The sequence below is a fragment of the Streptomyces sp. DSM 15324 genome, assembly GCF_001514285.1.
Classification (GTDB): domain Bacteria; phylum Actinomycetota; class Actinomycetes; order Streptomycetales; family Streptomycetaceae; genus Streptomyces.
In genome coordinates, this window is sequence record NZ_KQ949040.1 from 16,905 (window position 1) to 43,513 (window position 26,609).

The 26,609-nt window shown below is 69.5% G+C and carries 27 protein-coding genes and 4 pseudogenes; 17 read left to right on the forward strand and 14 right to left on the reverse strand.

Annotation, left to right across the window (positions count from 1 at the left end; genetic code table 11):
* Nucleotides 1-84: 84 nt before the first annotated feature.
* The 4 genes and pseudogenes from AQJ58_RS37775 to AQJ58_RS45160 form a co-directional block, all read right to left on the reverse strand.
* The gene (locus AQJ58_RS37775; RefSeq protein WP_067258848.1) at nucleotides 85-519 is read right to left on the reverse strand and encodes an NUDIX domain-containing protein; all 435 of its coding nucleotides are present in this window, start codon (nucleotides 517-519) and stop codon (nucleotides 85-87) included.
* Nucleotides 520-849: 330 nt separating this feature from the next.
* Nucleotides 850-1,188, reverse strand: coding sequence for an XRE family transcriptional regulator (locus AQJ58_RS37780; RefSeq protein WP_067258850.1), 339 nt, complete (start codon nucleotides 1,186-1,188; stop codon nucleotides 850-852).
* Nucleotides 1,185-1,571, reverse strand: a complete 387-nt coding sequence (locus AQJ58_RS37785; protein ID WP_234360440.1) for a type II toxin-antitoxin system RelE/ParE family toxin — start codon at nucleotides 1,569-1,571, stop codon at nucleotides 1,185-1,187. Before AQJ58_RS37785 ends, AQJ58_RS37780 begins: the two co-directional genes overlap by 4 nt.
* Nucleotides 1,572-1,996: 425 nt before the next feature.
* Nucleotides 1,997-2,202: pseudogene (locus AQJ58_RS45160) on the reverse strand (hypothetical protein); the annotation flags it as partial.
* Between AQJ58_RS45160 and AQJ58_RS37795 the strand changes: the two are divergent.
* Nucleotides 2,197-2,816 (forward strand): annotated as a pseudogene (locus AQJ58_RS37795) (methyltransferase domain-containing protein); the annotation flags it as partial. The pseudogenes AQJ58_RS45160 and AQJ58_RS37795 overlap by 6 nt on opposite strands.
* Before the next feature lie 439 nt (nucleotides 2,817-3,255).
* Here the strand turns inward: AQJ58_RS37795 and AQJ58_RS37800 are convergent.
* On the reverse strand, nucleotides 3,256-3,903 hold the full coding sequence (locus AQJ58_RS37800; protein ID WP_067258856.1) for a TetR/AcrR family transcriptional regulator: 648 nt from the start codon (nucleotides 3,901-3,903) through the stop codon (nucleotides 3,256-3,258).
* A gap of 183 nt (nucleotides 3,904-4,086) precedes the next feature.
* Here AQJ58_RS37800 and AQJ58_RS37805 point away from each other — a divergent pair, with 183 nt between their 5' ends.
* The 4 genes from AQJ58_RS37805 to AQJ58_RS37820 are packed head-to-tail and all read left to right on the forward strand — an operon-like array spanning nucleotide 4,087 to nucleotide 8,660.
* Nucleotides 4,087-5,643 (forward strand): bifunctional 3-(3-hydroxy-phenyl)propionate/3-hydroxycinnamic acid hydroxylase MhpA, encoded by a 1,557-nt coding sequence (locus AQJ58_RS37805; protein ID WP_067258858.1) that lies wholly within the window; start codon nucleotides 4,087-4,089, stop codon nucleotides 5,641-5,643.
* The gene (locus tag AQJ58_RS37810; protein WP_067258860.1) at nucleotides 5,640-6,734 is read left to right on the forward strand and encodes an alpha/beta hydrolase family protein; all 1,095 of its coding nucleotides are present in this window, start codon (nucleotides 5,640-5,642) and stop codon (nucleotides 6,732-6,734) included. The genes AQJ58_RS37805 and AQJ58_RS37810 overlap by 4 nt, the downstream gene beginning before the upstream one ends.
* A 7-nt stretch (nucleotides 6,735-6,741) precedes the next feature.
* Nucleotides 6,742-7,611: a dioxygenase family protein gene (locus tag AQJ58_RS37815; RefSeq protein ID WP_067258862.1), complete on the forward strand. Its 870-nt coding sequence runs from the start codon at nucleotides 6,742-6,744 to the stop codon at nucleotides 7,609-7,611.
* A complete protein-coding gene (locus AQJ58_RS37820; RefSeq protein ID WP_067258864.1) occupies nucleotides 7,608-8,660 on the forward strand; it encodes a maleylacetate reductase in 1,053 nt (350 codons plus the stop codon). Before AQJ58_RS37815 ends, AQJ58_RS37820 begins: the two co-directional genes overlap by 4 nt.
* A 537-nt stretch (nucleotides 8,661-9,197) precedes the next feature.
* Here AQJ58_RS37820 and AQJ58_RS37825 read toward each other — a convergent pair.
* Entirely contained in the window at nucleotides 9,198-10,205 is a 1,008-nt protein-coding gene (locus AQJ58_RS37825) for a hypothetical protein (protein WP_159056387.1), read from the reverse strand.
* Between the two features lie 1,377 nt (nucleotides 10,206-11,582).
* Between AQJ58_RS37825 and AQJ58_RS37835 the strand changes: the two genes are divergently transcribed.
* Both AQJ58_RS37835 and AQJ58_RS37840 read left to right on the forward strand, forming a co-directional pair.
* Nucleotides 11,583-11,996 carry an RICIN domain-containing protein gene (locus AQJ58_RS37835; RefSeq protein WP_159056388.1) on the forward strand — a complete coding sequence of 138 codons (414 nt, stop codon included), beginning with the start codon at nucleotides 11,583-11,585 and terminating at the stop codon, nucleotides 11,994-11,996.
* A gap of 235 nt (nucleotides 11,997-12,231) precedes the next feature.
* Nucleotides 12,232-12,690: a hypothetical protein gene (locus AQJ58_RS37840; protein ID WP_067258874.1), complete on the forward strand. Its 459-nt coding sequence runs from the start codon at nucleotides 12,232-12,234 to the stop codon at nucleotides 12,688-12,690.
* A 117-nt stretch (nucleotides 12,691-12,807) separates the two neighbouring features.
* Here the strand turns inward: AQJ58_RS37840 and AQJ58_RS37845 are convergent, their stop codons facing one another.
* The 3 genes from AQJ58_RS37845 to AQJ58_RS43630 form a co-directional block, all read right to left on the reverse strand.
* Complete coding sequence (locus AQJ58_RS37845) at nucleotides 12,808-13,182, reverse strand: winged helix-turn-helix domain-containing protein (protein WP_067258876.1); 375 nt, start codon at nucleotides 13,180-13,182, stop codon at nucleotides 12,808-12,810.
* Nucleotides 13,179-13,952 (reverse strand): hypothetical protein, encoded by a 774-nt coding sequence (locus tag AQJ58_RS37850; protein WP_234360434.1) that lies wholly within the window; start codon nucleotides 13,950-13,952, stop codon nucleotides 13,179-13,181. The genes AQJ58_RS37845 and AQJ58_RS37850 overlap by 4 nt, the downstream gene beginning before the upstream one ends.
* Nucleotides 13,953-14,085: 133 nt before the next feature.
* Nucleotides 14,086-14,277: a hypothetical protein gene (locus AQJ58_RS43630; protein ID WP_159056389.1), complete on the reverse strand. Its 192-nt coding sequence runs from the start codon at nucleotides 14,275-14,277 to the stop codon at nucleotides 14,086-14,088.
* Between AQJ58_RS43630 and AQJ58_RS37855 the strand changes: the two genes are divergently transcribed.
* Nucleotides 14,266-14,478: an oxygenase MpaB family protein gene (locus AQJ58_RS37855; RefSeq protein ID WP_107122258.1), complete on the forward strand. Its 213-nt coding sequence runs from the start codon at nucleotides 14,266-14,268 to the stop codon at nucleotides 14,476-14,478. The two genes, AQJ58_RS43630 and AQJ58_RS37855, sit on opposite strands and share 12 nt — an antisense overlap.
* Complete coding sequence (locus tag AQJ58_RS37860; RefSeq protein ID WP_067258882.1) at nucleotides 14,442-14,858, forward strand: hypothetical protein; 417 nt, start codon at nucleotides 14,442-14,444, stop codon at nucleotides 14,856-14,858. Before AQJ58_RS37855 ends, AQJ58_RS37860 begins: the two co-directional genes overlap by 37 nt.
* 74 nt (nucleotides 14,859-14,932) lie before the next feature.
* Here AQJ58_RS37860 and AQJ58_RS37865 read toward each other — a convergent pair whose 3' ends face one another.
* On the reverse strand, nucleotides 14,933-15,646 hold the full coding sequence (locus tag AQJ58_RS37865) for a TetR/AcrR family transcriptional regulator (protein WP_067258884.1): 714 nt from the start codon (nucleotides 15,644-15,646) through the stop codon (nucleotides 14,933-14,935).
* A 51-nt stretch (nucleotides 15,647-15,697) separates the two neighbouring features.
* A complete protein-coding gene (locus AQJ58_RS37870) occupies nucleotides 15,698-17,314 on the reverse strand; it encodes a gamma-glutamyltransferase family protein (RefSeq protein WP_067258886.1) in 1,617 nt (538 codons plus the stop codon).
* A 184-nt stretch (nucleotides 17,315-17,498) separates the two neighbouring features.
* Between AQJ58_RS37870 and AQJ58_RS37875 the strand changes: the two genes are divergently transcribed.
* The 4 genes from AQJ58_RS37875 (at nucleotide 17,499) to AQJ58_RS37890 (ending at nucleotide 20,925) form a co-directional block, all read left to right on the forward strand.
* On the forward strand, nucleotides 17,499-18,374 hold the full coding sequence (locus tag AQJ58_RS37875) for an ABC transporter substrate-binding protein (RefSeq protein ID WP_079079474.1): 876 nt from the start codon (nucleotides 17,499-17,501) through the stop codon (nucleotides 18,372-18,374).
* 41 nt (nucleotides 18,375-18,415) lie between these two features.
* Entirely contained in the window at nucleotides 18,416-19,261 is an 846-nt protein-coding gene (locus tag AQJ58_RS37880; RefSeq protein WP_067259002.1) for an amino acid ABC transporter permease, read from the forward strand.
* A gap of 85 nt (nucleotides 19,262-19,346) precedes the next feature.
* Nucleotides 19,347-20,114: an amino acid ABC transporter ATP-binding protein gene (locus AQJ58_RS37885; RefSeq protein WP_067259004.1), complete on the forward strand. Its 768-nt coding sequence runs from the start codon at nucleotides 19,347-19,349 to the stop codon at nucleotides 20,112-20,114.
* A 460-nt stretch (nucleotides 20,115-20,574) separates the two neighbouring features.
* Nucleotides 20,575-20,925: a helix-turn-helix domain-containing protein gene (locus AQJ58_RS37890; RefSeq protein ID WP_067258888.1), complete on the forward strand. Its 351-nt coding sequence runs from the start codon at nucleotides 20,575-20,577 to the stop codon at nucleotides 20,923-20,925.
* A 99-nt stretch (nucleotides 20,926-21,024) separates the two neighbouring features.
* On the opposite strand, the gene AQJ58_RS37895 is transcribed toward AQJ58_RS37890, so the two are convergent.
* The 3 genes from AQJ58_RS37895 to AQJ58_RS43635 all read right to left on the reverse strand — a co-directional run bounded on the left by AQJ58_RS37895 (nucleotide 21,025) and on the right by AQJ58_RS43635 (nucleotide 22,489).
* A complete protein-coding gene (locus AQJ58_RS37895; RefSeq protein WP_067258890.1) occupies nucleotides 21,025-21,918 on the reverse strand; it encodes a nuclear transport factor 2 family protein in 894 nt (297 codons plus the stop codon).
* 36 nt (nucleotides 21,919-21,954) lie between these two features.
* The gene (locus tag AQJ58_RS37900; RefSeq protein WP_067258892.1) at nucleotides 21,955-22,158 is read right to left on the reverse strand and encodes a hypothetical protein; all 204 of its coding nucleotides are present in this window, start codon (nucleotides 22,156-22,158) and stop codon (nucleotides 21,955-21,957) included.
* Nucleotides 22,159-22,267: 109 nt separating this feature from the next.
* Nucleotides 22,268-22,489 (reverse strand): hypothetical protein, encoded by a 222-nt coding sequence (locus AQJ58_RS43635; protein WP_159056390.1) that lies wholly within the window; start codon nucleotides 22,487-22,489, stop codon nucleotides 22,268-22,270.
* 622 nt (nucleotides 22,490-23,111) lie between these two features.
* Between AQJ58_RS43635 and AQJ58_RS43115 the strand changes: the two are divergent.
* From AQJ58_RS43115 to AQJ58_RS37915, 4 genes and pseudogenes are all read left to right on the forward strand, one after another.
* A pseudogene (locus AQJ58_RS43115) lies at nucleotides 23,112-23,180 on the forward strand (DUF2520 domain-containing protein); the annotation flags it as partial.
* 739 nt (nucleotides 23,181-23,919) lie between these two features.
* Nucleotides 23,920-24,975, forward strand: coding sequence for a LacI family DNA-binding transcriptional regulator (locus AQJ58_RS37905; RefSeq protein ID WP_067258894.1), 1,056 nt, complete (start codon nucleotides 23,920-23,922; stop codon nucleotides 24,973-24,975).
* A gap of 168 nt (nucleotides 24,976-25,143) precedes the next feature.
* A complete protein-coding gene (locus AQJ58_RS37910) occupies nucleotides 25,144-26,388 on the forward strand; it encodes a sugar ABC transporter substrate-binding protein (protein WP_067258896.1) in 1,245 nt (414 codons plus the stop codon).
* A gap of 20 nt (nucleotides 26,389-26,408) precedes the next feature.
* Nucleotides 26,409-26,609: pseudogene (locus AQJ58_RS37915) on the forward strand (sugar ABC transporter permease); the annotation flags it as partial.

Genomic DNA, 26,609 nt, shown 5'->3' on the forward strand with positions numbered 1-26,609 from the left:
CACACCAGCCCAAGGCAGCGCCCCCACCCAAGTTGCTTCGGGACGAAGCAGTCATCGCCCAAGGTTTGGCCATCGCGCCACTCCTCAAGCCCCCCAATTTTCAGCGTGCTCCTGCAGGTAGTAGGCAAGTTCGGGCGGATGGAGTTCAAGCGCTCGCACGGCTGACGCGTCCAACGCGACTCGCACCGGCGAGAAGTCACCTGTATCGGGATCATCAAGCTCAGGCCCGCAGCGGCGGTTGAGATCCATGTCCAGCACATCAGCGCGAAAGAAGTGCTGTACGACGGTGACCTTGTCGCCGGGCTCGGTCAAGGTCAGGAATTCGTTCGCCGGGCCGATCGTGGCACCGATCTCTTCCAGCACTTCACGGCGCAGAGCCGCTTCGAGGTCGGCATCCTCAGCTTCGACGCCCCCACCGACGGTCGTGTAGTAGGAGGTGCCTCCCGGCCACCCTCGGCGCAGGAACACCAGCTGACCACCATCGAGCAGAACCGCACGTACGTTGTGACGGACCTTCATATGCCCGACGGTAGTGCGCCCACCCCGGCGAGGAGGTCCGAACCGAACAGACGGGGACGGGGATGGGCCCGGCGCACCACTAGCGCACCAGAACGAGCGGGGAACAGCGGTGAAAGCAGCCGCGCCCGACGGGGCCGCTTCACCACCGTTCGCCCAGGTCAGCGCCCGAACCAGCCCAAAATGCCCACAGCTTCCCAAGCTGAGAGCGCGAGTTCGATTCTCGTCACCCGCTCCATATTTAAGGCCCAGGTCAAAGACCTGGGCCCTTCTGCTTGTCGATACCCTTGGCCGCTGCTGGACTCAACGCCACGGCCTCTGGCGGCAAGCGTCTCAAGCGACGGTGTACTCCGCATCCCCGAAGTCTGCGACTACGCGAAGTCGACCGCCCAGCGCTTCCACGTAGGCCCGGAGGGTGGCGACCTCCGCGCGATCCAGCTCGCCATGCTCGATCGCGGAGACCCGAGGCGCTGAAACCCCCATCGACGCGGCCACTTGGCGCTGCGTCAGCGCCTGTTCACGCCTGACCTCCGCGAGCTTGTGAGCACGCACCTCGGCGGTCAGCCGGTCCATCGCCGCTTGCTTCTCCTGAGCCGACCGCACCGGCAACCCAGCGGCCGCACGCCGCTCGCGCGCCCTGCGCCTGGTTTCCTCCCAGCTCACGGTGCTCATTCATACTCCCTGGTTTCAAGATCGGCCAGATGGGTCCGGTACCGCTCCTCAGCAAGCGGAATGTTGATGTCGTACCAGCGCTGCCAGTTCCCGGCTTTGTCGCCGGCCACCAGCAATACTGCCCGGCGCACCGGATCGAAGGCGAAGAGGATGCGGATCTCGCTGTTCCCGGATGACCCTGGTCTCAACTCCTTCAGGTGATGATTCTCAGCACCCTTGATCCGATCGACCAGCGGACGGCCGAGCGTCGGGCCGGTGGACGCCAGCATGTCGATCGCGTCTTCTACCTGTTCAGCGCCGTCCCAGTCCTCTTCGGCCAGCGCCTCGAACCACGCCGCGACCTCCCCGACAAGGACCACTTCCCATTGAGCCACGTCCGTGATGTTAATGCAAGCGTTAACCTCGCCGCGGCGATCTGCGAACCCTGCGCCAATGCACGAGCCAGATGCCGGACGGGCTCGGACAGGCCGCGCCCGTTGCAGGACCCGCCTAAGGAGGCCACGAGGGGGGCGTAGGCGCTCGCGGGAGGGTCGACGGCCGGGTAACCGAAGAGAGCGGAGCGCACCACAACCGCACCAGATCGAGCGGGGAACAGCGGGGAACCAAGGTGAAAACGACCGAGCCCGACGGAGCCGCGCCACGACCATTCGCCCAGGTCAACGCCCTGAACCGGCCCCAAATGCCCGCAGCTTCCCAAGCTGAGAGCGCGAGTTCGATTCTCGTCACCCGCTCCATGATGAGACCCCAGGTCGGCGGCCTGGGGTTTGTTTGTTGTGCAGACCAATTCGGGGGTGACGTGGACCGACGATCAGGTAGCGGCTGTCATACATACACGGGACTGCACTCCGAGGTCGCCGAGCAGGCCGCGGATGCGGTCCTCGATCTCGTCGCGGATGGGACGTACGGCGTCGACACCCTGCCCTGCGGGGTCGTCCAACTCCAGTCCAGGTACGTCTTGCCGGGGAAGACACGGCACGTGTCCCCGCACCCCATGGTGATCACGACGTGATGAGCGAGCAGTCCACCGACCTGCGCGAAACCGTCCGCCGGCGCTACGCCGCCGCGGCCGTGAAGGTCACCGAGGGCGGTACCAGCCGTTGCGGGCCCGAGCCGGTCGAGGTCGACGAGAACTTCGGCTCCACCTTGTACGCCGCCGACGAGCGCGACGCCCTGCCTGGCGAAGCGGTCGCCGCCTTCCTCGGCTGCGGCAACCCGACCGCCGTGCGGAACTGCGCGAGGGCGAGCGCGTCCACGACCTCGGCTCCGGCGGCGGCATCGACGTCCTGCTCTCCGCCCGCCGCGCCGGCCTGACCGGCAAGGCGTACGGGCTCGACATGGCCGACGAGATGCTCGCCCTCGCCCTGGCCAACGCCGAGAAGGCGGGAGCCGCCAACGTCGAGTTCCTCAAGGGCACCATCGAGGCGATCCCGCTGCCCGCGGACACGTTCGACGTCGTCATCTCCAACTGCGTGATCAACCTGTCCGTCGACAAGCCCACCGTCTTCGCCGAGACCCACCGCGTGCTCAAGCCCGGCGGTCGTATCGGCGTCACCGACGTCGTCGCCGACGACACCCTCACGCCCAAACAGTGCGCCGAGCGGGGCGACTGGGTCGGCTGCATCGCCGGATAGCCATCGTTCGCGCGGTCAAGTCCTCCACCACTGATGAGCCGGGCTCCTCGGACGCCGCGACGGGCGTGTGCTGCGGCGTCGCCGCCTGCTGCACCTCGCGGACGAGCAGGCCACCGATCCCACCACCACGATGGCGGAAGCCAAGGCCGCCTCTGGGTGCGGTCGCCAGGGCTGACCACGAGGCTCACCCGCGATTGCTGGGTCGTGGTTCAGCAGGCCATATTGCGGACTGTGACTGAACGAGATGGGTGCGGATCCTTTCGAGGCGCGACGGTGCCGCATCCGTGGAAGAGAGCCTGAGTCGGCACGAGGCTGTGGGAAGGGAGTGAACCTGTGTGTGAGTCAACACTCACACTTGTGGTGAGCGTGGGCTCACACCCCCTCGTGCCGCGTCAAGTCCTGCGCCCGCACTTGTGCGCAACGGCGAGCCAGGAGATCAGCGGCCGTCTGCGGGGCCGAGGAGGTAGGAGATGACCGCGGTCTGGAGGTGACTGCGCAGTTCGTTCCAGGGCAGTGGGCGGTCGGACTCGAGCAACTCGCCCTGGGTGACGCGGTGCGCGATGGTGGCGTAGACCAGGCGGTAGGCGAAGTCCAGCGCCGCCGCAGGATCCGGGTGTGCAACGGGGACGTGACGCAGGGCCTCGGCGAAGTGGCGGTTGCCCTCGACGCTGACGCGCGAGCCCTCCACCCGTACCGCTTCGTGCCTGGTGCCGAGCAGCAGGAAGACGCGGAGCAGGCCCTCGTGTGCCTGGAAGGCGTCGGTGATCGCGCCGACCGCCTCGGCGATCGCCACGGCCGGATCGCGCAGGAGGCGCAACCGCTCCAGGGACATGCGCTGCTCGATCTCGGCTTGGAGGTTCTCGGTGAAGGCGTGCTGGATGGCCAGCAGGAGTCCTTCCTTGTCGCCGAACCGGCGGTAGATGCTGCCGACCGCCATGCCGGCCCGCTCGGCGACCGCGGCCACGGTCAGCGAGTCCACTCCACCCTCCTCGAGCAGCGCGTACCCGGCCCGCATGAGGTCCTGCTGCGAACGGCGACTGCCTTCTCGGAGGGCGGCGGGCCTGCGGGTGGGGGACTCGGTCATCTGCGCAGTTTATAGACCGGGGTCTTGACGTCCATGTTGCCGTCGTGTGAATCTCGCTTCACACCGATGTGTGAATCCGAATTCACACTAGGCTGCGGCGTGTACCGCACGGTCGAGCCGCACCTCTCTCCCGTCCCACCACGACCCCTCGCAACGGCGCGGGGCTGTCTCTGGAGGTGTCCGATGGCTCCGCACTTCGACATCGCCGTCGTCGGCTATGGTCCGACCGGACTCACCGCGGCGTCCCTGCTCGGCCGGCTCGGCCACCGGGTGGTGGTCTGCGAGCGCTGGCCGGCTCTGTACGGGCTGCCCCGGCTCACCCACATCGACGACGAGACCGCACGTACCGTCCAGGCGGTCGGCGACGGCGACGAGGCGCTGCGCGACTCTTCCCCGTGCGAGTACCTGTGGGTCAACGGCAAGGGCGAGACGCTGGTGCGCATCCCGGCGAACCCCGACGGCCCGATGGGATATCCGGACCACATCGCCATGTACCAGCCGGACGTGGAGAGCGCGATCGACAAACGGTTGCGCGGTTACGGCACGGTCGACATCCGCCAGGGCTGGGCGGTCACCGGCCTCGAACAGGACGACGACGGCGTCACCCTGCGCCTGTGCGGCTGGAACACCGAGACCAACTGTGCCGACGGCGCGCGCGACGAGGTCCGGGCCCGCTATGTGATCGCCGCCGACGGCAGCCGCAGCGGGATACGGGAACTGCTCGGCGTGGAGCGTGAGGACTTCGGGTTCAACGAGAGTTGGGTCAACATCGACACCGAGTGGCTGCGCCCCCAGCCACCGGAGTTCGCCTACGGCACCCAGTACTGCGATCCCGCACGGGGGCACATGACCATCAACATCGGCACCACCCGCCAGCGCTTCGAGTTCGCCGTGCTGCCGGGCGAGTCCCGCGAGGAGATGACCGCCCCTCAGGCCGCCTGGCGGCTGCTGCGGCACTACCACGAGCTGGGGCCGGACGATGTGCGGATCACCCGTCAGCTCGTCTACGGCTTCGAGGCCCGCATCGCCACCCGCTGGCGCACCGGCAGGGTCTTCCTGGCAGGCGACGCCGCGCACACCATGCCCCCCTACCTCGGCCAGGGGGCGTGCAGCGGTCTGCGCGACGCCACCAACCTCGCCTGGAAACTCCACCTCGTCCTCGGCGGCCTGGCGCCCGAGGCTCTGCTGGACACCTACGAGCGCGAGCGCCGCCCGCACGTCACCGCCCTCACCCAGATGGCGATCGGCCTCGGCAAGGTCGCCAACACTCACGACGTCGAGGCAGCGGCGGCCCGGGACGCGGCCTTCTTCGCGGGCAAGGTGCCCCCGCCGCCCCCGTTCCCGCCCCTTGCCGAAGGAGTGCTCAGGCCGGACGGGGACACACCCGTCGGCACCCTCACCCCCCAGGGCCGCATCCGCCTTGCCGACGGCCGCACGGGACGCTTCGACGACCTGACCGGATACGGCTTCGCCCTGGTCGCCGCCGAGGACCCCACCCCCGCCCTCGGCCCCGACCGGCTGGCCAGGCTGACGCGCCTGGGCTGCACCGTGGTCGCCCTCGACACCGTCGACGACCTCGACGGGCGGCACCTGGAGTACCTCCAGCGGCTCGGCGCGGTCGCCTACCTGGCACGCCCCGACTTCGCGCTGTTCGGCGCGGCAACCGACACCGCGGACCTCGCCGCGCTCGTGGACGACCTGGACGACGTACTGTCCGGCACGGCCGAGGCGGTCGTATGACGGCCGCGGTCCCCGGGACGGCTTCTCTGTCGCCGCTGGTGGCGGCCCAGCACCGGGCCATGCCCTTCACCCGGCTCACCGACTGCGGCATGGACCCGGCCGACGCCCGGCGCCTGCTCGCCGACACCGCGGCCGGGACGCCGTGGCAGGACGCCGCCGCGACCGTCGCGGAGAGGCAGTGGGAACGGGCCCGCAGCGCGGAGGAGGCGGGGCACCGCACGACCGCCCGGCAGGCGTACCGCCATGCCTCCGCGGCCTGGATGTTCGCACAGATGGCGCATCAGACGGACAGCGTTGAGAAACGGGATCTGTACGCACGGCACACCGCCGCGACCGCTGCTCTGGCACCCGCCGTGGAGCGTGTCGAGATCCCGCATCGTGACGGGCGGCTCGGCGGCTGGCTGTGCCTGCCGCCGGCCGGCGAGGCCCAGGCCACCGTCATCGTCTGGGGCGGGCTCAGCGGCTGGGGCGCCGCGTACTTGCCGGTCGCGGACGCCTACACCGCCCGCGGCCTGGCCTGCCTGCTCGCGGAAGGCCCCGGGCAGGGCGAGTCGCGGCTGCGGCACGGACTGTATGTCGATGAGCGCGTCACCGAGGGCTTCGCCCGCTTCGTCGACCTGGTCGAGGCCGATCCCCGCCTCGGCGGCGCGCTCGGGGTGCAGGGCGTCAGCTTCGGCGGCCTGTTCGCCGCCCACCTGGCCGACGCCGACCCTCGCGTCGGCGCGGTGGTCGTCAACGGCGCCCCGGCCGCGCCCACTGTCCCCGAATTCCGCACCGCACGCGAGCAGATGGCCGCCGTGGTCGGCACCGACGAACTGGACCGGGTGACCGAGGTCATGGACGCCCTGCGGTTCGACCCGGCCAAGCACCGCATCACCTGCCCACTGCTCCTGCTGCACGGCGGCCGGGATCCCCTGGCCCGCTACGAGGACCAGGAGCCCTTCCTGCGCGCCGCCGACCCCGCCACCGCGACCGTTCGCATCTGGCCCGACGGCGAGCACACCCTCTACAACCACGCGGCCGAACGCGACGCGCTCACCGGGGACTGGTTCACCGACCACCTCACCGGCCAGGGCACCCCGAAAGGTTAGGACCACAGTGGACTTCACCGTCGAGACAGCCACCGACGCGGTGGTGGAGAGCTTCCGGGAGACCAAGGACCAGCGGCTGCGGCAGGTCATGGAGAGCCTGACCCGCCACCTCCACGACTTCGTGCGGGACATCGAACCCACGATGCAGGAGTGGGAGGCCGCGATCGGTTTCCTCACCGCCGTCGGCCACACGTGCGACGACACCCGCCAGGAGTTCGTCCTGCTCTCCGACATCCTGGGCGTCTCCATGCTCGTCGAGACCATCAACGGGGCCGAGGAGGGAACCGAGAGCACCGTCCTCGGCCCCTTCCACATGACCGAATCCCCCCGCCGCGAACTCGGCGACTCCATCGACCTCCTCGGCACCGGCCGTCCCTGCGTGGTCTCCGGCCGCGTGCTCGCCGCCGACAAAACCCCGCTTCAGGACGCGGAACTCGACGTGTGGCAGTGCTCGCAGGACGGCTTCTACGACGTGCAACAGCCCGACGTGCAGCCCCCGGGCAACGGGCGCGGCCTCTTCCGCACGGACGAGCACGGCCGCTACTGGTTCCGCACCGTCGTCCCCTCCCACTACCCGATCCCCACCGACGGCCCCGTAGGCCGCCTCCTCGAAGCGACGGGCAGGCATCCCTACCGGCCCGCCCACATCCACTTCATCGCCGGCGCCCAGCATCATCGGCCGGTCACCACGCACGCGTTCGTGGCGGGCAGCCCCTACGTCGACTCGGACGCCGTGTTCGCGGTCAAGCGGGGCCTGATCACCGACTTCACCGAGTCCCACGACGAGCAGGACGCCGAGCGCTTCGGCGTGACCACGCCCTTCGTCCAGGCCATGTTCGACATCGTCCTGGCGCCCGAGGCAGAGGCGACTCGATGACCTTCACCTACGAGGCTCTGCCCATGCGGGTGGTCTTCGGCCCGGCCAGTCTGCGCCAACTGCCGGCGGAAGCAGACCGCTTGGGCCTGCGCCGACTGCTGGTGCTGTCCACGCCCGGTCAACGCGCTCTCGCCGAGCACGCGGCCACCCTGCTGGGCGACGCATGCGCGGGTCTCTTCACCGAAGCCAGGATGCACGTGCCGGTCGAGGTCGCCGAAGCGGCTCGTGCGGCGGCCCACGAGGCCTGCGCGGACGGTTGCCTGGCCATCGGCGGCGGCTCCACCGTCGGCCTGGGCAAGGCGATCGCCCTGACCTCCGGCCTGCCCGTGATCAGCGTGCCCACCACCTACGCCGGCTCCGAGATGACCCCCGTGTGGGGACTCACCGAGAACGGGCGCAAGCGCACAGGCCGCGACCGGGCCTGCCTGCCGCGCAGCGTGGTCTACGACCCGGAACTCACCGTGGGCCTCCCCGCGGATGTGTCGGTGACCAGCGGCTTCAACGCCATCGCTCACGCCGTCGAGGCCCTGTACGCGCCCGACACCTCGCCGATCGTGTCCCTGATGGCCGAGGAAGGGGTGCGCTCACTGGCCGCGTCCCTGCCGGCCATCGCCGCCGATCCCGGCGACATGGCGGCGCGCACCGACGCGCTGCGTGGGGCGTGGCTGTGCGGGGCGTGCCTGGGAGCCACGACCATGTCACTGCACCACAAGCTCTGCCACATCCTCGGCGGCACCTTCGACCTGCCCCACGCCGTCACCCATACCGTTCTGCTCCCGTACGTCGCCGCCTTCAACCTCCCCGCCGCACCGGCCGCCGAGCAGGCCCTGAACCGTGCCTTGGCCACGGACGACGTACCGAAGCACCTCGCGCACGCATCCGCCGAGCTCGGTACTCCACACTCACTGGCCGAACTCGGCCTGGCGGAGCGCGACTTCGGCGAGATCATCGCCCAGGCGCAGGCCCAGCCCTACGCCAATCCACGCCCCGTGACCGCACAAGCCCTCCTCTTCCTCCTCACCCAGGCCCTGAAAGGAACCCTCGCCTGATCAAGTTGGTGGCCGCCGTACGGCGGCGCCCCGGCATGACGCCGCGTGCGGTGCTCTGCGCACGAGGGGCCGACGCGGGCCACGTGCCGGCGGGCTCGGACAGGCCGCGCTCGTCGTGGGGCCGTACGGGCAGGCCGCGAGGCGGGCGGAGGCTCTCGTCACGAGGGTCAGCGGCCAATATCGACGAGACGGGAGCGGAGCGCACCACAACCGCACCGGATCAGGCGGGGAACAGCGGGGAATCATGGGGAAGGCAACACAGCCGAGCCAGGACGCACCCCTGCCGTTTGCCCAGTTCAGCGGTCTAACCGGTGGCGTCGAGACCGGCTGCGACTTCCTGCATCACAGCCGCCCCAAGGGCGCCCCTGGGGCCGCAGCAAGTTACGGCCCCGAGTAGAGGCCTGGGCACGCGGTAGCCACGGCCAGAACATGCCTCCGGCGGGGGGATCAGCCGGCACCGGGATGGGGGGGGCGCCGTACGCCACTGCGGACCCGTAGGGGGGTGCGCGGGGTGCTGCGGTCCTGCTCGCGCTCCTGTCACAGTTGCCGGTTGAGCGCTGCGAGGGTCGCGCCGTTCGGGACCCGGCGGGCGCGGAGGGTCAGGCCCGGTGAGCCGTCGGTCGTGTGGACCGTCAGTTTCCGCTCGCTGTAATCGATGCCGCGGACCTTCTCCCAGCGCACGGAGACCGAGCGCGCCCTCACCCCTTGCCGGTCTGCCGTGATCGGTCCGAACGCGACCTTCCCGCCGTCCTCGATCGTCGTCAGGACGCCGGGGAGCTGCGCCGCGACGACGCCCTCGCAGATCTGCGGGCTGAGGTTGTCGTACGTGCTGCCGACCGCGGTCGATATGAAGCGCAGGCCCCGCCCGCGCCGTACCCGAAGGCGGTGCCAGTGGCGCTCGGCGTAGCCGGGGTACGGGTCGGAGTTCAGGTTGATGTTGAGTCTCTCCAGCCAGCTCTCCAGCCGGCTCTGCGACCACTCGTCGTACCGGAGGGTTTTGACGTCCGCGTAGCGCACCACCCGCCGCCGGCCGCCCCAGGAATCGCCTATCAGCAGGCCGCCGCTGAACGTGTACCAGGGCGCGTACGCCAGGAAGAGCACGTCGAAGCCGATCGCGAGGACGGGCACGGCGGCGGCGACGGCGACCACGGTCAGCCAGTCGCCGAACGAGTTGTCCGGCCATCCAAGGCGCCACTGCCAGGCTAAGTAGCCGCCGAGCAGGGCCGTGTACAGCGCGAGTTTGCCGAGATCCCGGGCCAGTGCGGTCGCTGGTACCAAGTCGTCGGGGGAAAGGAGTGGGGAAAGTCGCCAGCACCCGACGATCCCCGCCAGCAGGCACACTGGCGGCGCCAGCCAGCCCCAGGCGCCGTCCGGCCGCCCGGTGTCCGACGCGTAGAGCAGGATCAACGGCGCCACGAGCAGCGCCAGCTCGGCGGCCATCCGCCAGGCGGGCGTACGGCGGTCGTGCCGGTGTCGGAAGTGTCCGAGACCGGCTTTCTCGGCTGCGCGCGCGACGCGCGGGGGTGGCACGGATGTGGGCGGCATTTCGCCATCGTCGATCACCCGAGCACGGCCGGACAAGGATGTGGTGCCGGCCGTCGCCAAGCGGTGACGCGGTCGGGCACGAGGCGGGAAGGGCAGAGGCGCGCCTCACCTCTTGAGTATGGAAGGGCGGCTTGATGTGCTGCGCACATGATGACGGGCGTGATCACGGGGCTCTGGGCCTTCGTTGGCTCAGCGATCGGGACGATCCTCGTGGCACGGCGAGTGCGGCGGACAACTGCTCGGGCCGAAGCAGGGGAAGCAGTCTTCTTCCAGGTCGGGGCCAACTTGCCGGACGAAGGACGCCGCCGATACAGCCTTGGCCAGGTACCGGCCGGAAGTGAGTTCCGGTGGAAACCTCGCCGGTCGTGGACGCGACTGCGCGAACTCCCGACAGATCTGAGCTACGTCTGCGCACGCGAAGCGACCTCTCGCGAAAGGTTGTGGCTCCCGAGCGACGCGCGGGTGATCGAGTGTGAATCGTCTGCGGGATCCGTACGGCTATGGGTCCACGCGGAACACGCGGCGCACGTTGCCAAGATGATCCGGCGTACAGACACCCCTGACTCGTCGAGGCCTTAGCCGGGTACGACGGTGGGCTGCTCGCGGAGGACGGGAGGGCCCGCGGATTCGTGATCGTGACCAGTCGGCATGCCATCGCTGCGCGAGAGGTGCTGGAACACCTACGCCAACGAGACGGCGGAAGCCGATGGCGCCACGGCCCCGCCCAGGCCGAACCCCGACCCCGACGACGTGACACTGATCGAGCCGCCACATTGCCCCGAATGCGGTCCTTTGGTGCGCGCGTACCCGACCGGCTACGACCGGTGGGCCAGCCTCGCCATGGTGGAGTTGCCCGCGAAAGACGTCCCAGCGGCCTTCCGCGGGGAGTAGCAAGGCGCTGCCCGATCTGCTGTCCTACGAGCCGGCCATCAGCCCCGGCGGCACCCCTCTCGGCGACGGGTCCCGGGAGCGCGAGGTCACACGCAGCGTGATGCGGCTCCGCGGCATGCACACCGTGGAGGAGTACATCGACAAGACGGCGGCCGCGGCGGTCAGGTCGGACGGGCGATCGGAACGCCGGGTGCCACTTCGGGAATGTGAATTACATCATGCGACCCACTGAAACCATCTGATCATTTGGCACCTCATACAGCACGCACGGAAGAGAAGGGTGAGAGAAAGAAAAGGAAACAGGGGGTCTGACCGATTCATCCCGGCATGGCGGACCTCTCACGGTTACTTGCAGAAAGAATGCCAGTGGAAGGAATTAACATGGGTGGCACATTAGCTCGCACTCGCACCCCGAACCTGGGGAATTTAGCGCGTCGCGGATGGGCGGCGATTCTCGCCCTCGGGCTTTTCATGGGACTGTCCCTCATGAACGCGAGCAGCGCGTCCGCATACGTCGGGCCGAACCTCCTGCGCAACTGGGAGAACGGGCAATGCCTGGACAGCAACTGGGACGGCCAGGTCTACATGAACGGCTGCTCGACGGGGAACGACTACCAGACCTGGACCCCGCTCTTCGCTCGCCACACGTCCAGTGACGTGGTCCAGCTGCAGAACAAGGCGACCGGACGGTGCCTGAGGTTCGACATCAACTTCCGCCTGCGCACCGACTCGTGCCTCGGCAGCGACGGCCTCCACGCCGGACTCTGGAACGCTGTCGGGTCGAGCTGGAACCAGGTCAAGCTCCAGAGCGCCCTCGAATCCGGCCTGTGCGTGAGCAACAGCGCCGCCCTGCATTCGTGCGGCAACGGCGGATCCCAGCTCTGGAAGCTGGGCTTCTGAAAGCCGGCCGCGTTTGGACCCTTGAATGGGTGGCCTTGAATGGGTGGCCTTGAATAGGTGGCCTTGAATAGGTGGTCTTGAATTGATGGTCTTGAATTGATGGTCCTGATCTGGCGGCCATGAATGGGTGGGTTTCTCGACCTCAGAGCCGAGGAACCCATCCGCCGGTGCGCTTGTGGCGCGGTCGCTGTGAGCGTGGGTTTCCCCGAACCGGTCGCAAGCCTACGATCGCACAATGAGCTACGACATCTACTTCTTGAACCGACGCGACGGGCAGCCCTGGGGTGAGGTCCTGGAGGCGATGGAGGACGCAGCCGAGGACAGCGAGCCGATCCCCGCCCACCTCCTTGAAGCGTGGGACCGGATAGTGCCCCAGGCTCGGACCCTGCTCGGCGAAGTGGAGATCACGGAGTACGAGCAGGAGTCGCGGGACCTGAGCCACTCGCGCACCGGCATCGACCTGTCCGTCTGCGGCGACGAGGTGAGCATCACGGTGCCCTACTGGCATGCGGGAGACGGCGCCGCAGTCGTGCTCGGCCAGGTGTCCGCCCTCGCGGCCATCGTCGAGAGGGAAACCGGGCTGACTGCCTACGATCCCCAGACGGAACGTCCGCTGAGGGAGACGCCCCCGGAAGGCTCGATCGGGCTGATGTCGCGCATCACCGAGGATCTGCGCAGCCGCTACGGCAGTTGATCACCGAGCACCGGCGGGGCCGGCCGGGTTCCGAGCCATCTGTTCGCCGCCGCTTGCCACGGTCTTGCCAGATCCAGCCAGATCCTGGGGTTCAGCCGACGAACTCCTCAGCGGTGATCACGTGTCGGGTGTGCCGGGCGCGGGCCGGGGAGCCTCCAGGCGCAGCACGAGTGCACGTAGGGCCCTCAGCTCGGCGTCCAGGGCCTGCGCGCCTTCACGGGTGAGGGTTACCCATGTCCGGGGGCGTCGACCGGCGTAACCCTTCTCCACGGTGATCATTCCGGACTCCTCCAGCACCTTCAGGTGCCGGGAGAGATTCCCGTCGGTGACGGCCAGTTGCTTCTTCAGGAAGCTGAACTCGACCCGGTCGGCTTCGCGGGCAACGGTGAGGACGCCCAGCCGCACACGCTGGTGGACGGTGTCGTCCAGCGCCTGGGTGGGATGCAGTTCCTCTTGGTCGCCCTGCGTAGCGGTCGAGTCTTCGAGGCTCATGAGACGACCGTACCCGCCTCTGCGACGCCGGGCGCGCCCCGTCGGCGGACCGCCGCCCACTCGCACAGACCGGCGAGGAGCAGGACAGCAGCGAGCAGAAGGGCCTTGACCTGTGGTCCGTCGGCCCAGCCCGGGTGGGCGGGATGCTGCCAGGGAAGCCATCCGCTGCCCCAGGAGGCTCCCAGGTACCCCGTGAGCAGCAGGGCGTGAGCGATGCCGGCCGCCGCGACGATCCAACTGCGTTCGGCAACGCCGAGGGCGATGAGTCCGATGCCGACCAGGTACCACGGGGAGGCGTAGCTGTTCTCCAGCAGCGCGGCCTCCCACGGCTGGTCCTTGCCGAACAGCAACACCACCAGAGCTGTCGTGATCACGGTGGTGGCTGCCGCGATCACGCGGACCCACATGCCGCGCCGGGGGACGACGCCCCGGGCCTCACCGCGCAGGCGGTACCAGCGGGCGAAGGCGAACCATGCGAGGGGGAGGAGCGCGAACCACACGCCCCATGCCGTGAAGCGCAGGAAAGCTCCGTCGAATTCACCCTTCAGACAGGGGGTTCCCGGTTCGTGGACGACGCACAGGCCGGTCAGCTCGGCGTAGGCGAACGTCGGATAGGACCCGATGTCGCGCCCGTGGGCTCCGAAGTTGAAGGCGTACCGGGCAACCGGAATCGCCGCGAGTGCAAGGAGTCCGAAGCCAAGGAGGGGAGTCCATGCTCCGTTGGTCTGCGTGCGGGTCCTCGCCCGGAGGCCTTCCGTCGCAGCCAGCAAGGCGGCGGCGTCCCCCCTCGGTTCCGATCCCGCGCTGCTCGGTGCGGATGTTCCCATCTGTCCCCCTTGTGGCCTGCGCTTTGGCAGCGCTTTGGCAGCGCTTGTGAGCGGCCCGCCAGATGGGCGCCCGCGCTTAACTTTGCATCACAAAGTACATGGCAATCAAGAGTGAGTCGGGTACGGCGGCCTCGTCGTCGAAGCCGGCCTCGGTGAGCTTCCCCGCGAGGGCCTCTGCGGGCCCGATGAACGGCGCGTAGAGCGAGTCGTCCGGCATGAGGTGCTCGGCGAGGGAGACTCCAAGACCGCGGGGCTCATGGCCAAGCATCTGCACACCATCCACAAGAAGGTCGTCGGAGACGTCATCGACACCGCCCGTCCCGGACTCGGCGGCTACGACGCGAGCGGGCCCCGCGACGCCATGTGGGCGGCGCTGACCGAGATGCACCCCATGCTGCGCGTCTACGAGGCGTTCGCCTTCCGGTCTACAGGATGCCCGACACCGGCGAGGACCGGTTCAAGCTGGTGATACGGACGGTGGTGAGGAACTTCCACATCTCCCACCTGCGCGCGGCGATCCCCTACGCGCTGCAGACCTCGCTCGTCGAACTCCCCGTCATGGGCACCCTTCCCGCCAGGATGCGCACGTCGATGGGGCTGTCACCGCCCATGGACAGGGCAGCGGTCCTGGCCGCGAAACTCTTCCTCCCCGTCGCGTGGCTGATGCAGCAGGGCCCGTACGAGCGCTACATGCTGCGCCGCATGTGGGGCCCCGACAGCATCCGCCTGCTCGAGTCGGCCCGCCGCCTCCACGAGCAGACGCTCGCCGCGCGCGCCGTCGGCCGACTGGCCGCGGGCGCGAGAGAGGCCGCCGCACCCGCCGAGGGCGCGGCCCCGAGCGTGCGGTGACCTCCCAGGCGTCCCAGGCGCCCACCGCCGGCATCGTGCGCGTGTCCGCGCCGTAAGGACGCGGCGGGCGCGGCTCAGGTGCGGCGGGCCGCGCGCTCGGTCTTCGCCCGGACCGTGTCGATGATCGCCTGGACGGCCGTCACGAAGTTCTGGGGGTCGTCCAGGCTCACGAACCGTGGGGCGACCCGCGCGATGTTGGGATATTTGTCGGACGGCAGGGTGCGGTAGTCCGTCTCCCAGGCTTTCAGGTCGGCGTCCCGGAGCTCCGGGGACAGCGCGGCCAGGCTCGCGTCCATGGCGCTGTAGGCCAGCACCAGGTCGGCGAAGACCCGGTAGTACCGGGCGGCTTCGGCGTCGTCGAGACCGGCCCGGCGCATGCAGTCCAGTTTGCGCTCCACGGACCGGAACTCGTTCTCCCGCCGGGCGGTGCGCGCGGCGGCCAGGGCCCCGACCCGGGGATGGCGGAGAAACGCCTCGTGGGTGTGGATCGCGATCTGCATGAGGTCGTGGGCCCAGTCGTCCGTGGGCGGTGGGGTGTGGGCCAGGGCCTCCTCGTGCAGGGCGTCGATGAGTGCGAGCAGAAGCTCGTCCTTGTTGCGGAAGTGCCGGTAGATCGCCGTCGGATGGGCGGACAGCTCCCGGCCGAGGGCCTGGAACGTCAGCTTCTCCATACCGGAGGAGTCCGCGACCCGGAACGCTGCCTGGACGATCAGCTCCTGGCTCAGGGTGCCGCGCGGCAGCCGGCTCCGGCTCGCCCTCTTGGTCGTCCTGGCGCTTCTCTCGGTCATGCTTCCTTCCCCACGTCGCTCGCTCCCATGATCGCGTATCCGGCCATGGCGTCAGCCGGCCACCGCCGAACCGTCCGCGCGCGGATCGGTGGCCGCCGCCAGGTCCGGTCGGCCGTCCCCGGGGACCCGCCGTACCACCTGGCCGTGGCCCACCCCGTCGTCGTTCGCGCCGAGCGGCCGGACGGTGAAGCCCGCCCTCTCGATCGCGTGGACGCCCACGGGAGGGACGTCCCGCTCGGTGCTGACGACGCCCGCGCCGGCCGTCACTCCCGCCTCCATGGATCCGAGGACCCAGCGTGGCATCGACACGACGTGTTCGGGAGAGGAGCCGGCGGCCAGGTGCAGGGCCATGTGGGTGTGCACCTGGGGTTGCGCGCGTCCACCCATGGCGCCGTGCGCGCCGACGAGTGCGCCCCCTTCGCGGACCAGGACCGGCATGAGCGTGTGCAGCGGCCGCTTCCCGCCGGCCAGATGGTTGGGCGAGGCGGGGTCGAGCGAGAAGGAGGCGCCCCGGTTGTGCAGGACGATCCCGGTTCCGGGGTCGAGCAGCGCGGCGCCGAAGCCGTGGAAGACGCTCTGGATCAGGGAGACCCAGGTGCCGTCCGCGTCGGCCACCACCACCGCGACGGTGTCACCGGTCGCCTTGCGCTGGGCGAGCAGGTCGACCGCCGTACCGGCCATGGCGTGCTCGGCGATGTGCCGCGCGTACGCGTCGGACAGCAGGTGGTCGACGGGGGCGCTGCTCCACTCCGGGTCGGCGCAGTGGCGGTCACGGTCACCGGCGGTCCAGGCGAGGACGGAGGCGACCAGGCCGGCGTCGCGGCCCAGCGGGTCGAGCGGCCCGCGGACGGTGCGGGCCACGTCGAGCGCCTTGAGGCCCTGGAGGAAGTACAGTCCCTGCGAGTTGGCTCCGGCCGACAGGTACTCGACACCGTCGTACTCCGCGGCGAGCGCCGGCGAGAGCTCCACGGTGTGCGCGGCGAAATCCTCCTCCGTCATCGCGGATCCGCCCGCTGCGAGCAGCTTCACGAGGCTCGCGCCCACCTCTCCGCCGTACATCGCCGCGGGGCCTTCCGAGGCGATCTGGGCCAGGGAACGGGCGAGGTGGGGCTGGCGCAGCGTCTGTCCGGCCGCGAGGACCTCGCCGTCGGCGAAGAACACGCCGCGCATGCCGGGATCGCGCGCCAGGTTGCCGCTCTCGCGGGCGAGGTCGTGGGCCAGTCCGAAGGCCACGGGCACTCCCTCACGGGCGGCGGCCTCGGCGGGCGCGAGCGCCGAGGCGAGCGGGCGGGTGCCCCAGGTCTCGGCGAGTACGCCCCACCCGGCGACCGCGCCGGGAACGGTCACCGGCAGGGCGCCGAGCACCGGCATCAGGTGGTGCGCCGCCGTCAGCGACGCCACGTCGACCGCTCGGGGGGAGCGGCCGCCGGCGTTGACGAAGCGGATGTCGCCGTCCCGGGTGCCCACCAGTGCCAGCAGGTCACCGCCGACAGAGCACTGGTTGGGGTACACCACGGTCAGCATGGCGGCGGCGGCGAGCGCCGCGTCGACTGCGTTGCCGCCCCCGCGCAGCACCTCGGCCGCCGCGTCGCTGGCCGCGGCGTGGGGCGTGGCGACGGCCCATGCGCCGCCCCTCGCGGCGAGCGGACGTTGGGTGAATGCGGACATCGTTCCCTCTCCCGAGTGCGCCGGAGGCCGCCTGCGGTGCGGCCTCTTTAACCGCCGCGTTACAGGGGACTTCTTGACAGTCCAAGAGCGGCGGGCCTAGCTTCCCAGTCATAGTCAACGTTATCGACTATGGCATTGACTTACATCGCCGCGCAACAGCGCGAACTCTCAGAGGGGTTCGGAAATGGCCAGGTCGCTCTCCTTCTCCCGTAGATCGGTGTCCGTGCTGACCGGCGCCGCCGCCGCGGCCGCCATGGCCCTCACCGGGTGCGCCGGCAGCTCCGGCGGCACCGACACCAGCGACGCGAAGGCGGCATCGGTCAAGGTGCCCGCGGGTGCGCTCGTGAAGGACGGTCAGATCACCTACTGCTCGGACATCAGCGCGCCGCCGCTGACGTACTACGACACCGCGCAGAAGCCGGTGGGCGCGGAGATCGAACTCGGGAACGCGCTCGCCGCCGAGCTGGGAGTCCGGGCGAACTGGGCCAACACCGGCTTCAACGGGATCATCCCGGCGCTCCAGGCCAAGCAGTGCGACGCGATCATCAGCCAGCTCTACATCAAGCCGGAGCGGGAGAAGGTCGTCGACTTCGTCCCGTACATGTACGCCTCCAACACCCTCGTCGTGGCGCAGAAGAACGCCGACGCCGTCAAGGGCGCGGACGACCTGTGCGGCAAGAAGGCGGCCGGGCAGACGGGCACCACCGTCGTCCAGTACCTCACCGACCAGTCCGAGAAGTGCGCGGCGGCCGGGAAGCCGAAGATCGACATCCGGCAGTTCACCAAGGACAGCGACGCCCTCCAGCAACTGCGCCTCGGACTGGTGGACGCCTACGGTACGACGCTGGAGACCGCCGCGTATGTGCTGAAGCAGCAGCCGGGCACCTTCGCCCTCGTCGGCGAACCGTTCAATCGCATCAAGGTGGGAGCCGCGACCCGCAAGGACGACACGTCGCTGCACGACGCTCTCACCCAGGCGCTGGCAGCCGTACGCAAGAGCGGCGCGTACGACGCGGTCCTCAAGAAGTGGAACCTGACCGGCGACGACATCGCCGGCTGACCCCCGCGGCACCCGCGCAGAGAGAAGACCACGTGACCCACGTGACCCACGCAACCGTGCTCGCCGACCCGGGGCCGCCGGCCGGCTTCGACTGGCCGTTCTTCTGGCACTACCTGATCTCCCCCTCCGGGGCGTTCCTCGACGGACTCTGGCGCACCGTCTACATCTCGGTGATCGCCCAACTGCTCGGTGTGCTCCTCGGTTTCGCCGTCGCACTGGCCCAGCGCAGCCGCCTTGCCCCGCTGCGCTGGGGCGGCCGGACCTATGTCTGGCTCATCCGCGGCACGCCCCTGCTCGTCCAGCTCGTCCTCGTCTACAACGGCCTCGCCGCGGCGGGCATCTACCGCTTCAGTGACGTCCAGATCGGCGGGCTCGTCCTGCTCGGCGTCGTGCAGGCGGCCACTCTGACCCTCGCCGTGAACGAGGCCGCGTACATGGCCGAGATCTTCCGAGCGGCTCTCGACGCCATCGATCCCGGGCAGGCGGAGGCGGCGCAGGCGCTGGGCATGACCCCGGCGATGACCATGCGGGTCGTCCTGCTGCCGCAGGCGATCCGGATCATCGTTCCGCCGCTGGGCAACGAGTTCAATCTGATGATGAAGTCGACCTCCCTGCTGTCGGTCATCGGCCTGCAGGAGATGTTCCTGACCGCGCAGTCGATCAATTCGGCGACCTTCAAGACCTTCGAGATCTTCCTCGTCGCCGCCTGCTACTACCTCGCGCTGACGACGGTGTGGTCGTTCCTCCAGCGGTTCATCGAGCGCAGACTCGCCGATCCCGGACAGGTGATCGCCGCACCTTCGCTGCGGGAGCGGCTCACCGGTGGCGGACTGGGACGCGCCCCCCGCCGCGAGGACGCCGCGCTCGTAGGCAAGGAGGCCCACTGACATGGAACCGATGACGAGCAATGCCGGGGAACGCGAGGGTCACGGGGCCCGGGTGTCCGCCGGGTCGGCCGACCCGTCGGCGGTGATGTCGGCACGCGGGGTGGTCAAGCGCTTCGGCGACGTCCGGGTGCTCGACGGTATCTCCATGGACGTCCGGGCCCGCGAGGTCGTGGTCATGGTGGGACCGTCCGGGTCCGGGAAGACCACGTTCCTCCGCTGCCTCAACCACCTGGAACGCATCGACGAGGGCGAGATCCTCGTCCACGGCCGCCCGGTCGGCTACCGGCCGCGCGGGTCCGGCTCCGGTCGGCCGCTGGAGGCGCGGCCGAAAGCGGTGGCCGAACGCCGCCGCAACATCGGTTTCGTCTTCCAGCGCTTCAACCTCTTCCCCCATCTGAGCGCGCTCGACAACGTGGCCGTCGCGCCGGCGAAGGTCCTCGGCACGCCGAAGGCCGAGGCCAGGGAGCAGGCGCAGGCGCTCCTGGCAAGGGTGGGCCTCGAACACAAGGCTTCCACGCGGCCGTCGGCACTGTCCGGCGGCCAGCAGCAGCGCGTCGCCATCGCCCGCGCCCTCGCCATGAAGCCGGAGTTGATGCTCTTCGATGAACCGACGAGCGCCCTCGACCCCGAGATGGTCGGCGAGGTCATCGCCGTGATGAAGGAACTCGTCGACGACGGTATGACGATGATCGTCGTCACGCACGAGATGGGTTTCGCCCGCTCGGCCGCGGACCGACTGATCATGTTCGACCAGGGGGCCGTCCTGGAGGAGGGCCCCCCGGAGAAGCTCATGACCGACCCCGCCCACGAACGCACACGCGCCTTCCTGCGCCGCATCAACGAGGGCCACTGAGCCTGCGCGCGGCGCGGACGCCGATCCCGGGGTCACGGCAGGGTTCCTCCTCCGCCGGAAGAGTGAAATCTTCTCTCGCTGAAGTAGCTTTTCGTTCCTGGCGTGGGTATGCTTCTTCTCGTAGACACGGTCGATGAGATCCGCCAGACACGAACTGGCGGGTGAATGAACACGAAGTACGCAGTTCCATCAGTGGTTGATTCAGAGAGGAACGGAGGAGCAGACGCCATCAGGATCGCCCGGTCCGAGACGCACTCGGCCCGGGTACCGCAAGACCCCGGAATGGATGGTGGTCCCCGGTCAAGCAGCTGCGATCCCCCCGCACCCCCCTCTGCCGGGCCGGGTAGCGGAAACAGAAGGTCGGCACAGCAGTAGGGCCGACAGATGGTGTTCAATTTCCTTCGGGGCCCTGGTGCCGTACGGCACCAGGGCCCCTCGACGCGTTGCACAGCGAGGTGACATGACATCGGACAATCCCCTGAACGATCGTCTGGACGACGACGACTACCCCGCGTACTCCATGGGCCGGGCAGCCGAGATGCTCGGCACCACCCCGGCCTTCCTCCGAGCCATCGGTGAGGCTCGTCTGATCACTCCGCTCCGCTCGGAGGGAGGACATCGCCGGTACTCCCGCTACCAACTGCGGATCGCCGCGCGCGCCCGGGAGCTCGTCGACAAGGGGACTCCGATCGAGGCCGCGTGCCGCATCGTCATCCTCGAGGACCAGCTCGAGGAAGCGCAGCGCATCAATGCCGAGTACCGCCGTGCCGCCGCCGAATCGGCGGGCCGTGCCGGCTCCGGCTCCGTCTGAACACACGGGCGCGCGCCGTGTCCCGAACGCCGTCCTGCGGCCGCAGGAGAGCACGGCTCGGAAAGTCGCCGGTTCCGCGCTCCATGATGAAACCAGGGGCTACTGACCGTCGGCCGCGACGTCCCAGTGCTCGATGATCTTTCCGTCGACCACCCGGAAGAGGTCCGCGACGACGTAGTCGGAGCTGAAGACCCACACCAGGTCCCCGTCGGCGAGAGTATTGCCGAACCGGGTCCCGCCGCCTGCGGTCATGCTGGGCGAGGGGGAGCTCTGCGTGTTCGGCTGGAAGAACTGCTTCAGCGGGCCCGTTCCGTTCGCGACCGCCGGGTTGTGCTGGTAGTACCGCGGATCCCAGCTCTTGTCGATCACCTTCGCGTCGCCGTCGGAGAGCTTGCGGTACGCGTCGACCGCGAACTTCCGGTTCTTCTCCTCCTGTTCCTCGGACAGGGTCGGTTCCCCGTTCGGGTACCGGTACACGTCGCTGAACAGCGAGTTCCCGCTGGCCGTCTTGGCCGGCACGGTCTGCGTGATGCCCCAGTGCTCGACCAGCCTGCCGTTGCCGACCCGGAACAGGTCGACCTTGGCCTCGCCGGTCGCCTCCTTCTCCGGGGTGGCCGACGCGTGCCAGTGCACGGCCACCAGGTCACCGTCGGCGGCCACGTGCTTGACGGTCGCCACCGCACCGGAAATCTTCGCCTTGACGTCCTTGAACTCCTTGACCTGCCCGTCCGCCCCGCCGGAAACCGACTTGTCGTGCTGCACGAAGTCGCTCGCGACGAGTTCCTTCACCACGTCGGTCCTGCCCTTGTTGAACCCCTCCGAGTACAGGCGCAGAACGAGCGCCTTGTTCCGCGCCTCGGAGGCCGACGACGAGCGGGCCGCGGCGGACGTCGTCGACGGGGCGGCGGCCGGGTCGGTGCCGGACGCGCTGCTGCAGGCGGCCGCGAAGCAGGCCACGGCAGCAAGCCAGGGAACGTTCTTCCGGTATCTCACTTGCGTCTCCTGTGTACAGGTTGGTTCGGTATTCGGTCAGTCGGTTCCGGCGCCGGCACCGGGGCCGCCCGCGCCATCGGAGTCCCCCGGTGACATCGACCGCCCGTCACGGTTCACATCGGCACGGATGTCCGCCCGTGCTCCGCCGGTGTCGGCAGCGACGGCCACCGGCACACTGCCGGAGACGACCGCCAGGGCGATCGCCGACCCTGTCGCGGCCCTGGCCCTCACACTGCCCATTCACGTACTCCTCATCGGTGGTGGCCTGCACCGCCATCCCATCGCGGCACCCTGAGGCATTCACACCGCCGACCAGCCGGACCACCCCCGCCGACAGGCTGGGCTCCGGTCATCCGAAAGGTGCAGCCGTGACGGTCAGCCGCAGTCCTTCCAGGCCACGGCCTCGCCACTGCCTGACGGCAACGATGGTCTTGTCGCTGTGCGCCTTGGCCTGCCCGAGGAGGTGGGCGGCGCGTGAACCGAGCGTGGCGGGGGCGGACTTGACGCCACGGTCGGCCGGGTGGTGGTGCCGGTTGCGGCGAGGGCTGCCCCGGGTGGGGGTGGGGGGCATGCGTGATCCCTGGTGCAGAAGGAACGTAGGCATGGGCGGCCGGACCGGGGCACACTCCGGGCTACTTCGACCGCCGAAGTCCGGGCACGAACCCGGGTGATCGCCAGCTTTGCACAAGAGGCCTATTTTTGTTGAGAGTTCACGTGTCACGATCGCGCCTCTGACACAAACCTTCCACACCATCGGGATGCCCCAGGCGGAAGTGACGCTGTCGCAGCAGGACAACCGGAAGTGGACCGTCACCCCGGGGAGGACGGGAGTGAGTGCTCGACGCGCGGGGCCTCGGCGAGATCTCCGTACATGGTCGGGGCGTCGCCTCCGTGTCGGCGCCGGGCCCGGGCGTGGCAGACACCCGGGGCCGGCCCGCGCCCGGGCGCTCGGCCCGCCGGCAGCGGATCAATCCGTCGGCAGCCGCGGCTCCGTATCCGCGCCCCCTCCAGGCGGTTGCGGAAGTTGACGTGCTCCCTGGCCTAAAGTCCAGGGATTCCGGCCTGGGTCGGCTGACCCTTCCGGGGGCTTCCTGCTTCACCGCGCTGTGCCGGGACTTTCGTCCTGGTCTTACCGGCGCTCCACGAGGCGTTTAGCGTCTCCGCCCGTCCGGCGGCGACGATGCGGCGTCCTTCACGCGCTGCGCTCCGGCGACGCCGCGCTGACCGGCCCCGTCGCCCGCGGTGACGCCGGCATGGTCGCACGACCATCACCTTCGCGCAGTCCAGCCCGGCGACCGCACAACGGGTCATCGCGTTCACCTCACGCTCGTCGGTCTCCACCGACGCCGCCCGGGAGAGTCCAGCCGGGTCACTTCCCACACGTCCTCCACCAGCCCGCGCAGCTTCCGCACGCTGTCCGCCACCGGTCGCCCGGCCGGGCGGGGTGCGCGGGTCGTACTCGATAGCGGCGGTCACCCGGCGCTCGGCCTCCAGACGGGCGCCGAGCGCGTCCGCCATGGTGTCGCCTCCCCGAACACACCGAAGGCGACCAACAGGACGGCCTGCGCCGCGCCTTCACCGCCCTCGAAGCAGGCGCGAGCAGCCGGGGCCCTGACCGTCTCGAACGGGGTCATGTCTGTCACTGGATTTCATCGAACCGGTTCGATGGAATCTAGCATCGAGGAATCTGGCCAGCAACAGCCTCGACACGAGTCGCCCGCACGTGAATGACCGACCGTTCGGGCCCAGACAGGGTGCGCCCCGTCCTCGCATCCGACCTCAGACCCGCCGATAAGGAGGTGCTTAACCAGGCAATCCAGGCACGCTTCTCTGTGCGGCGACGTTTCCGGGTCGTTACGAGAAATCGGCCACGAGGCGTTGACACCCCTCCGTGTTGCTCCTACCTTCACTTCACGCGAACCGGTTCGACGGTCAGTATTCGGTCGACTTGGTTCACCAGAAGAACCGAACCGGTTCGACTGTCTTCGGTGAGGAGTCCCCGTGAACATCGGTGAGATCGCCAAGCGGGCCGGTGTCTCGCGGAGCACCGTGTCGTATGCCCTGAGCGGCAAACGCCCTGTGTCCGAGGACACCCGCCGCACGATCCAGAGAGTCATCGACGAACTGGGCTACCAGCCCAACGCGAGTGCTCGGGCTTTGGCCAACGGCCGGACCAACACCATCGGTCTGGTCTTCCCGCCCGCCGGCAACCACTACACCGGCATGCAGCTGGACTTCATCGGCAGCGTGGTGGAGGCCGCCGCGGCCTACGACTACGACGTGCTGCTCTCGCCGAGCGGCGTGGACAGCGACCGTTCGTTCCAGCGGCTGCTGGGCGAGCGGCGGGTCGACGGCGCGATCCTGATGGAGATGCGGCTTCAGGACGACCGGCTCGACCACCTCACCGCGGTGGGCTTCCCCTCAGTCGCCATCGGCCGCACCGCCAACCCGCAGGGCAGCTGGTGGGTGGGCCTGGACCACACGGCGCTGGCGGCGGCCTGCGTACATCACCTGGCCGACCTCGGTCACCGCCGGGTCGCCTTCGTCAACCGTCCCGAGCCGCTTCTGCGGGCGGGGTACGAGTCCGCGCACCGCGGTCTGGACGGTTTCACCAAGGCCGCGGCGGAACGCGGACTGACCGTCCGGACGTACTGCTGCGGGGACGACGCGGCCTCGGGCCAGATCTGTCTGGAGCGGATCCTGCACGACGACCCCGCCACCACGGCCCTGGTCACGCTGAACGAGGCCGCGCTGGGCGGCATCTACCGGGGGCTGGCCCAGGCCGGCCGTCACGTGCCGCACGACTTCTCCGTCACCGGAGTGGTGGCCAGCAGATGGGCGGAGACGGTGACCCCGCAGCTCACCGCGGCGGACGTACCGGCGGAACAGATGGGCCGCCTCGCTGTGGAACTGCTCGTGGAGCGGCTGAACGATCCCGCCGCGCCTGCCCGCCAGCACCTGCTCGCGCCGCCGATCTCGTTGCGAGCGAGCACCGCGCCCGCCGGCTCCGGGTCCGCCGGCGCCGCCCCCGACCTCGGTGCCCCCGCGCACCCCTGACCATCCTTCCCGCGCGTCCCCCCCGCACCCCGCACCCCGCACCCCCACCCGATACCGGGCGAAGGCGCGCCTCACCGCGCCGAGCCAGCAGTCCCCGAACCCCGTCTCCGGGCACACCTGTGCCGATCCCAGGGCACACCTGTGCCGATCACTCGTGAGGAACCCGCAATGAACCGAACCGCCAGAAGGCGTCTCACCGCCGCAGTCCTGACCGTCGTCGCCGTCACCACCGGCGCCACCGCGTGCTCTTCCGCCGCGGGCGGTACCTCCGCGAAGTCCGCGGACGGCAAGACGTACACGATCTGGGACCCGTACCCGCAGTTCACCAAGGGCTCGGCGTGGGCGAAGCTGCTGGACGGCTGCGGCACCGAGGCCGGTGTGAAGATCAAGCGGACCCCGTTCGACACCAGCGACCTGACGAACAAGGCGCTGCTGGCGGCGCAGCAGGGCAACTCCGCGGACATCCTCATCGTCGACAATCCGGTGGTGTCGACGCTGGCCGAGGCGGGCGTGCTGACCTCTGCCGACGACAACAAGGTGGACACGTCGAAGGTCAGCCCGAACCTGCTCGCGGCCGGCCAGTCGGGCGGGAAGACCTACGGCACGCCGATCGGCGCCAACACCCTCGCCCTCTACTACAACAAGGAGGTCCTGAAGGCGGCCGGGGTGGACATCGCCTCGGTCAAGGACTGGAAGTCGCTGACGGCGGCGCTGGCGAAGGTCAAGGCGGCGGGGAAGAAGGGCATCACGTTCTCCGCGATCGGTACCGAGGAGGGCAGCTTCCAGTTCCTGCCCTGGTTCTGGGGCTCGGGCGCCCGGCTGACCGCGCTCGACTCCGACCAGGCAACCTCCGCGCTGTCGCTCTGGAAGGGCTGGCTGGACAAGGGCTACGCCCCCAACTCGGTGATCAACAACACCCAGACGACCAGCTGGCAGGAGTTCGCCGGCGGCGACTACGCGTTCAGCGAGAACGGCACCTGGCAGCTCGCCAACGCCGACAAGGCCGGCTTCGACTACGGGGTCATCCCCGTCCCCGCCTCCACGGGAGGCGCCGCGCAGGCCCCGACGGGCGGTGAGTTCGTCACGATGCCGGTTCAGAAGGACACCGGCCGCTACGCCACCTCCCAGAAGCTCGTGTCCTGCCTGACCAACAGCCAGAACCTGCTCGAAACCGACACGACGCTGTCCTACGTGGCCCCCACCACCGAGGTCCAGGACAAGCAGGTGGCCGCGAACGCCAAGCTGAAGCCGTGGGTGGAGGCGGTCAAGGCGGCCAAGGGCCGTACCAGTGACGACCTGGGCACCAAGTACCCCAAGATCTCCGAGCAGCTCTGGAAGGCCGTCCAGTCCGCCCTCAGTGGGTCGGCGTCACCGAAGGACGCGCTCGGTTCGGCACAGTCCGCCGTCAAGTAGTCGAGGACTCCGGCCAGCCGATGAAAGCCTCGACACAGGTGCCGGACCGCCGGCCGGTGCGGAACCGGAACGGGGCGGCGACCGCCGCCCCGCCCCCGGCCCGCACCACGACCCGGCGGCGTCCCACCTCCCAGCAGTGGATCGCCTGGGCCTTCCTGGCCCCGGTGACCCTCTACCTCGCCCTCTTCTACGCCTATCCGCTCTACCGCAACCTCGACCTG

What these genes read in the sequence shown, in the direction of transcription:
- AQJ58_RS37855 (WP_107122258.1), top strand. Translation starts at nt 14,266, where the DNA reads ATGGCCAAGCATCTGCACACCATCCACAAGAAGGTCGTCGGAGACGTC.
- AQJ58_RS37775 (WP_067258848.1), bottom strand. Translation starts at nt 519, where the DNA reads ATGAAGGTCCGTCACAACGTACGTGCGGTTCTGCTCGATGGTGGTCAG.
- AQJ58_RS37825 (WP_159056387.1), bottom strand. Translation starts at nt 10,205, where the DNA reads ATGCCGCCCACATCCGTGCCACCCCCGCGCGTCGCGCGCGCAGCCGAG.
- AQJ58_RS37845 (WP_067258876.1), bottom strand. Translation starts at nt 13,182, where the DNA reads ATGAGCCTCGAAGACTCGACCGCTACGCAGGGCGACCAAGAGGAACTG.
- AQJ58_RS37800 (WP_067258856.1), bottom strand. Translation starts at nt 3,903, where the DNA reads ATGACCGAGTCCCCCACCCGCAGGCCCGCCGCCCTCCGAGAAGGCAGT.
- AQJ58_RS37900 (WP_067258892.1), bottom strand. Translation starts at nt 22,158, where the DNA reads ATGGGCAGTGTGAGGGCCAGGGCCGCGACAGGGTCGGCGATCGCCCTG.
- AQJ58_RS37890 (WP_067258888.1), top strand. Translation starts at nt 20,575, where the DNA reads ATGACATCGGACAATCCCCTGAACGATCGTCTGGACGACGACGACTAC.
- AQJ58_RS37865 (WP_067258884.1), bottom strand. Translation starts at nt 15,646, where the DNA reads ATGACCGAGAGAAGCGCCAGGACGACCAAGAGGGCGAGCCGGAGCCGG.
- AQJ58_RS37820 (WP_067258864.1), top strand. Translation starts at nt 7,608, where the DNA reads ATGACCTTCACCTACGAGGCTCTGCCCATGCGGGTGGTCTTCGGCCCG.
- AQJ58_RS37885 (WP_067259004.1), top strand. Translation starts at nt 19,347, where the DNA reads ATGTCGGCACGCGGGGTGGTCAAGCGCTTCGGCGACGTCCGGGTGCTC.
- AQJ58_RS37810 (WP_067258860.1), top strand. Translation starts at nt 5,640, where the DNA reads ATGACGGCCGCGGTCCCCGGGACGGCTTCTCTGTCGCCGCTGGTGGCG.
- AQJ58_RS37840 (WP_067258874.1), top strand. Translation starts at nt 12,232, where the DNA reads ATGAGCTACGACATCTACTTCTTGAACCGACGCGACGGGCAGCCCTGG.
- AQJ58_RS37780 (WP_067258850.1), bottom strand. Translation starts at nt 1,188, where the DNA reads ATGAGCACCGTGAGCTGGGAGGAAACCAGGCGCAGGGCGCGCGAGCGG.
- AQJ58_RS43635 (WP_159056390.1), bottom strand. Translation starts at nt 22,489, where the DNA reads ATGCCCCCCACCCCCACCCGGGGCAGCCCTCGCCGCAACCGGCACCAC.
- AQJ58_RS37910 (WP_067258896.1), top strand. Translation starts at nt 25,144, where the DNA reads ATGAACCGAACCGCCAGAAGGCGTCTCACCGCCGCAGTCCTGACCGTC.
- AQJ58_RS37870 (WP_067258886.1), bottom strand. Translation starts at nt 17,314, where the DNA reads ATGTCCGCATTCACCCAACGTCCGCTCGCCGCGAGGGGCGGCGCATGG.
- AQJ58_RS37875 (WP_079079474.1), top strand. Translation starts at nt 17,499, where the DNA reads ATGGCCAGGTCGCTCTCCTTCTCCCGTAGATCGGTGTCCGTGCTGACC.
- AQJ58_RS43630 (WP_159056389.1), bottom strand. Translation starts at nt 14,277, where the DNA reads ATGCTTGGCCATGAGCCCCGCGGTCTTGGAGTCTCCCTCGCCGAGCAC.
- AQJ58_RS37860 (WP_067258882.1), top strand. Translation starts at nt 14,442, where the DNA reads ATGCCCGACACCGGCGAGGACCGGTTCAAGCTGGTGATACGGACGGTG.
- AQJ58_RS37835 (WP_159056388.1), top strand. Translation starts at nt 11,583, where the DNA reads ATGAACGCGAGCAGCGCGTCCGCATACGTCGGGCCGAACCTCCTGCGC.
- AQJ58_RS37805 (WP_067258858.1), top strand. Translation starts at nt 4,087, where the DNA reads ATGGCTCCGCACTTCGACATCGCCGTCGTCGGCTATGGTCCGACCGGA.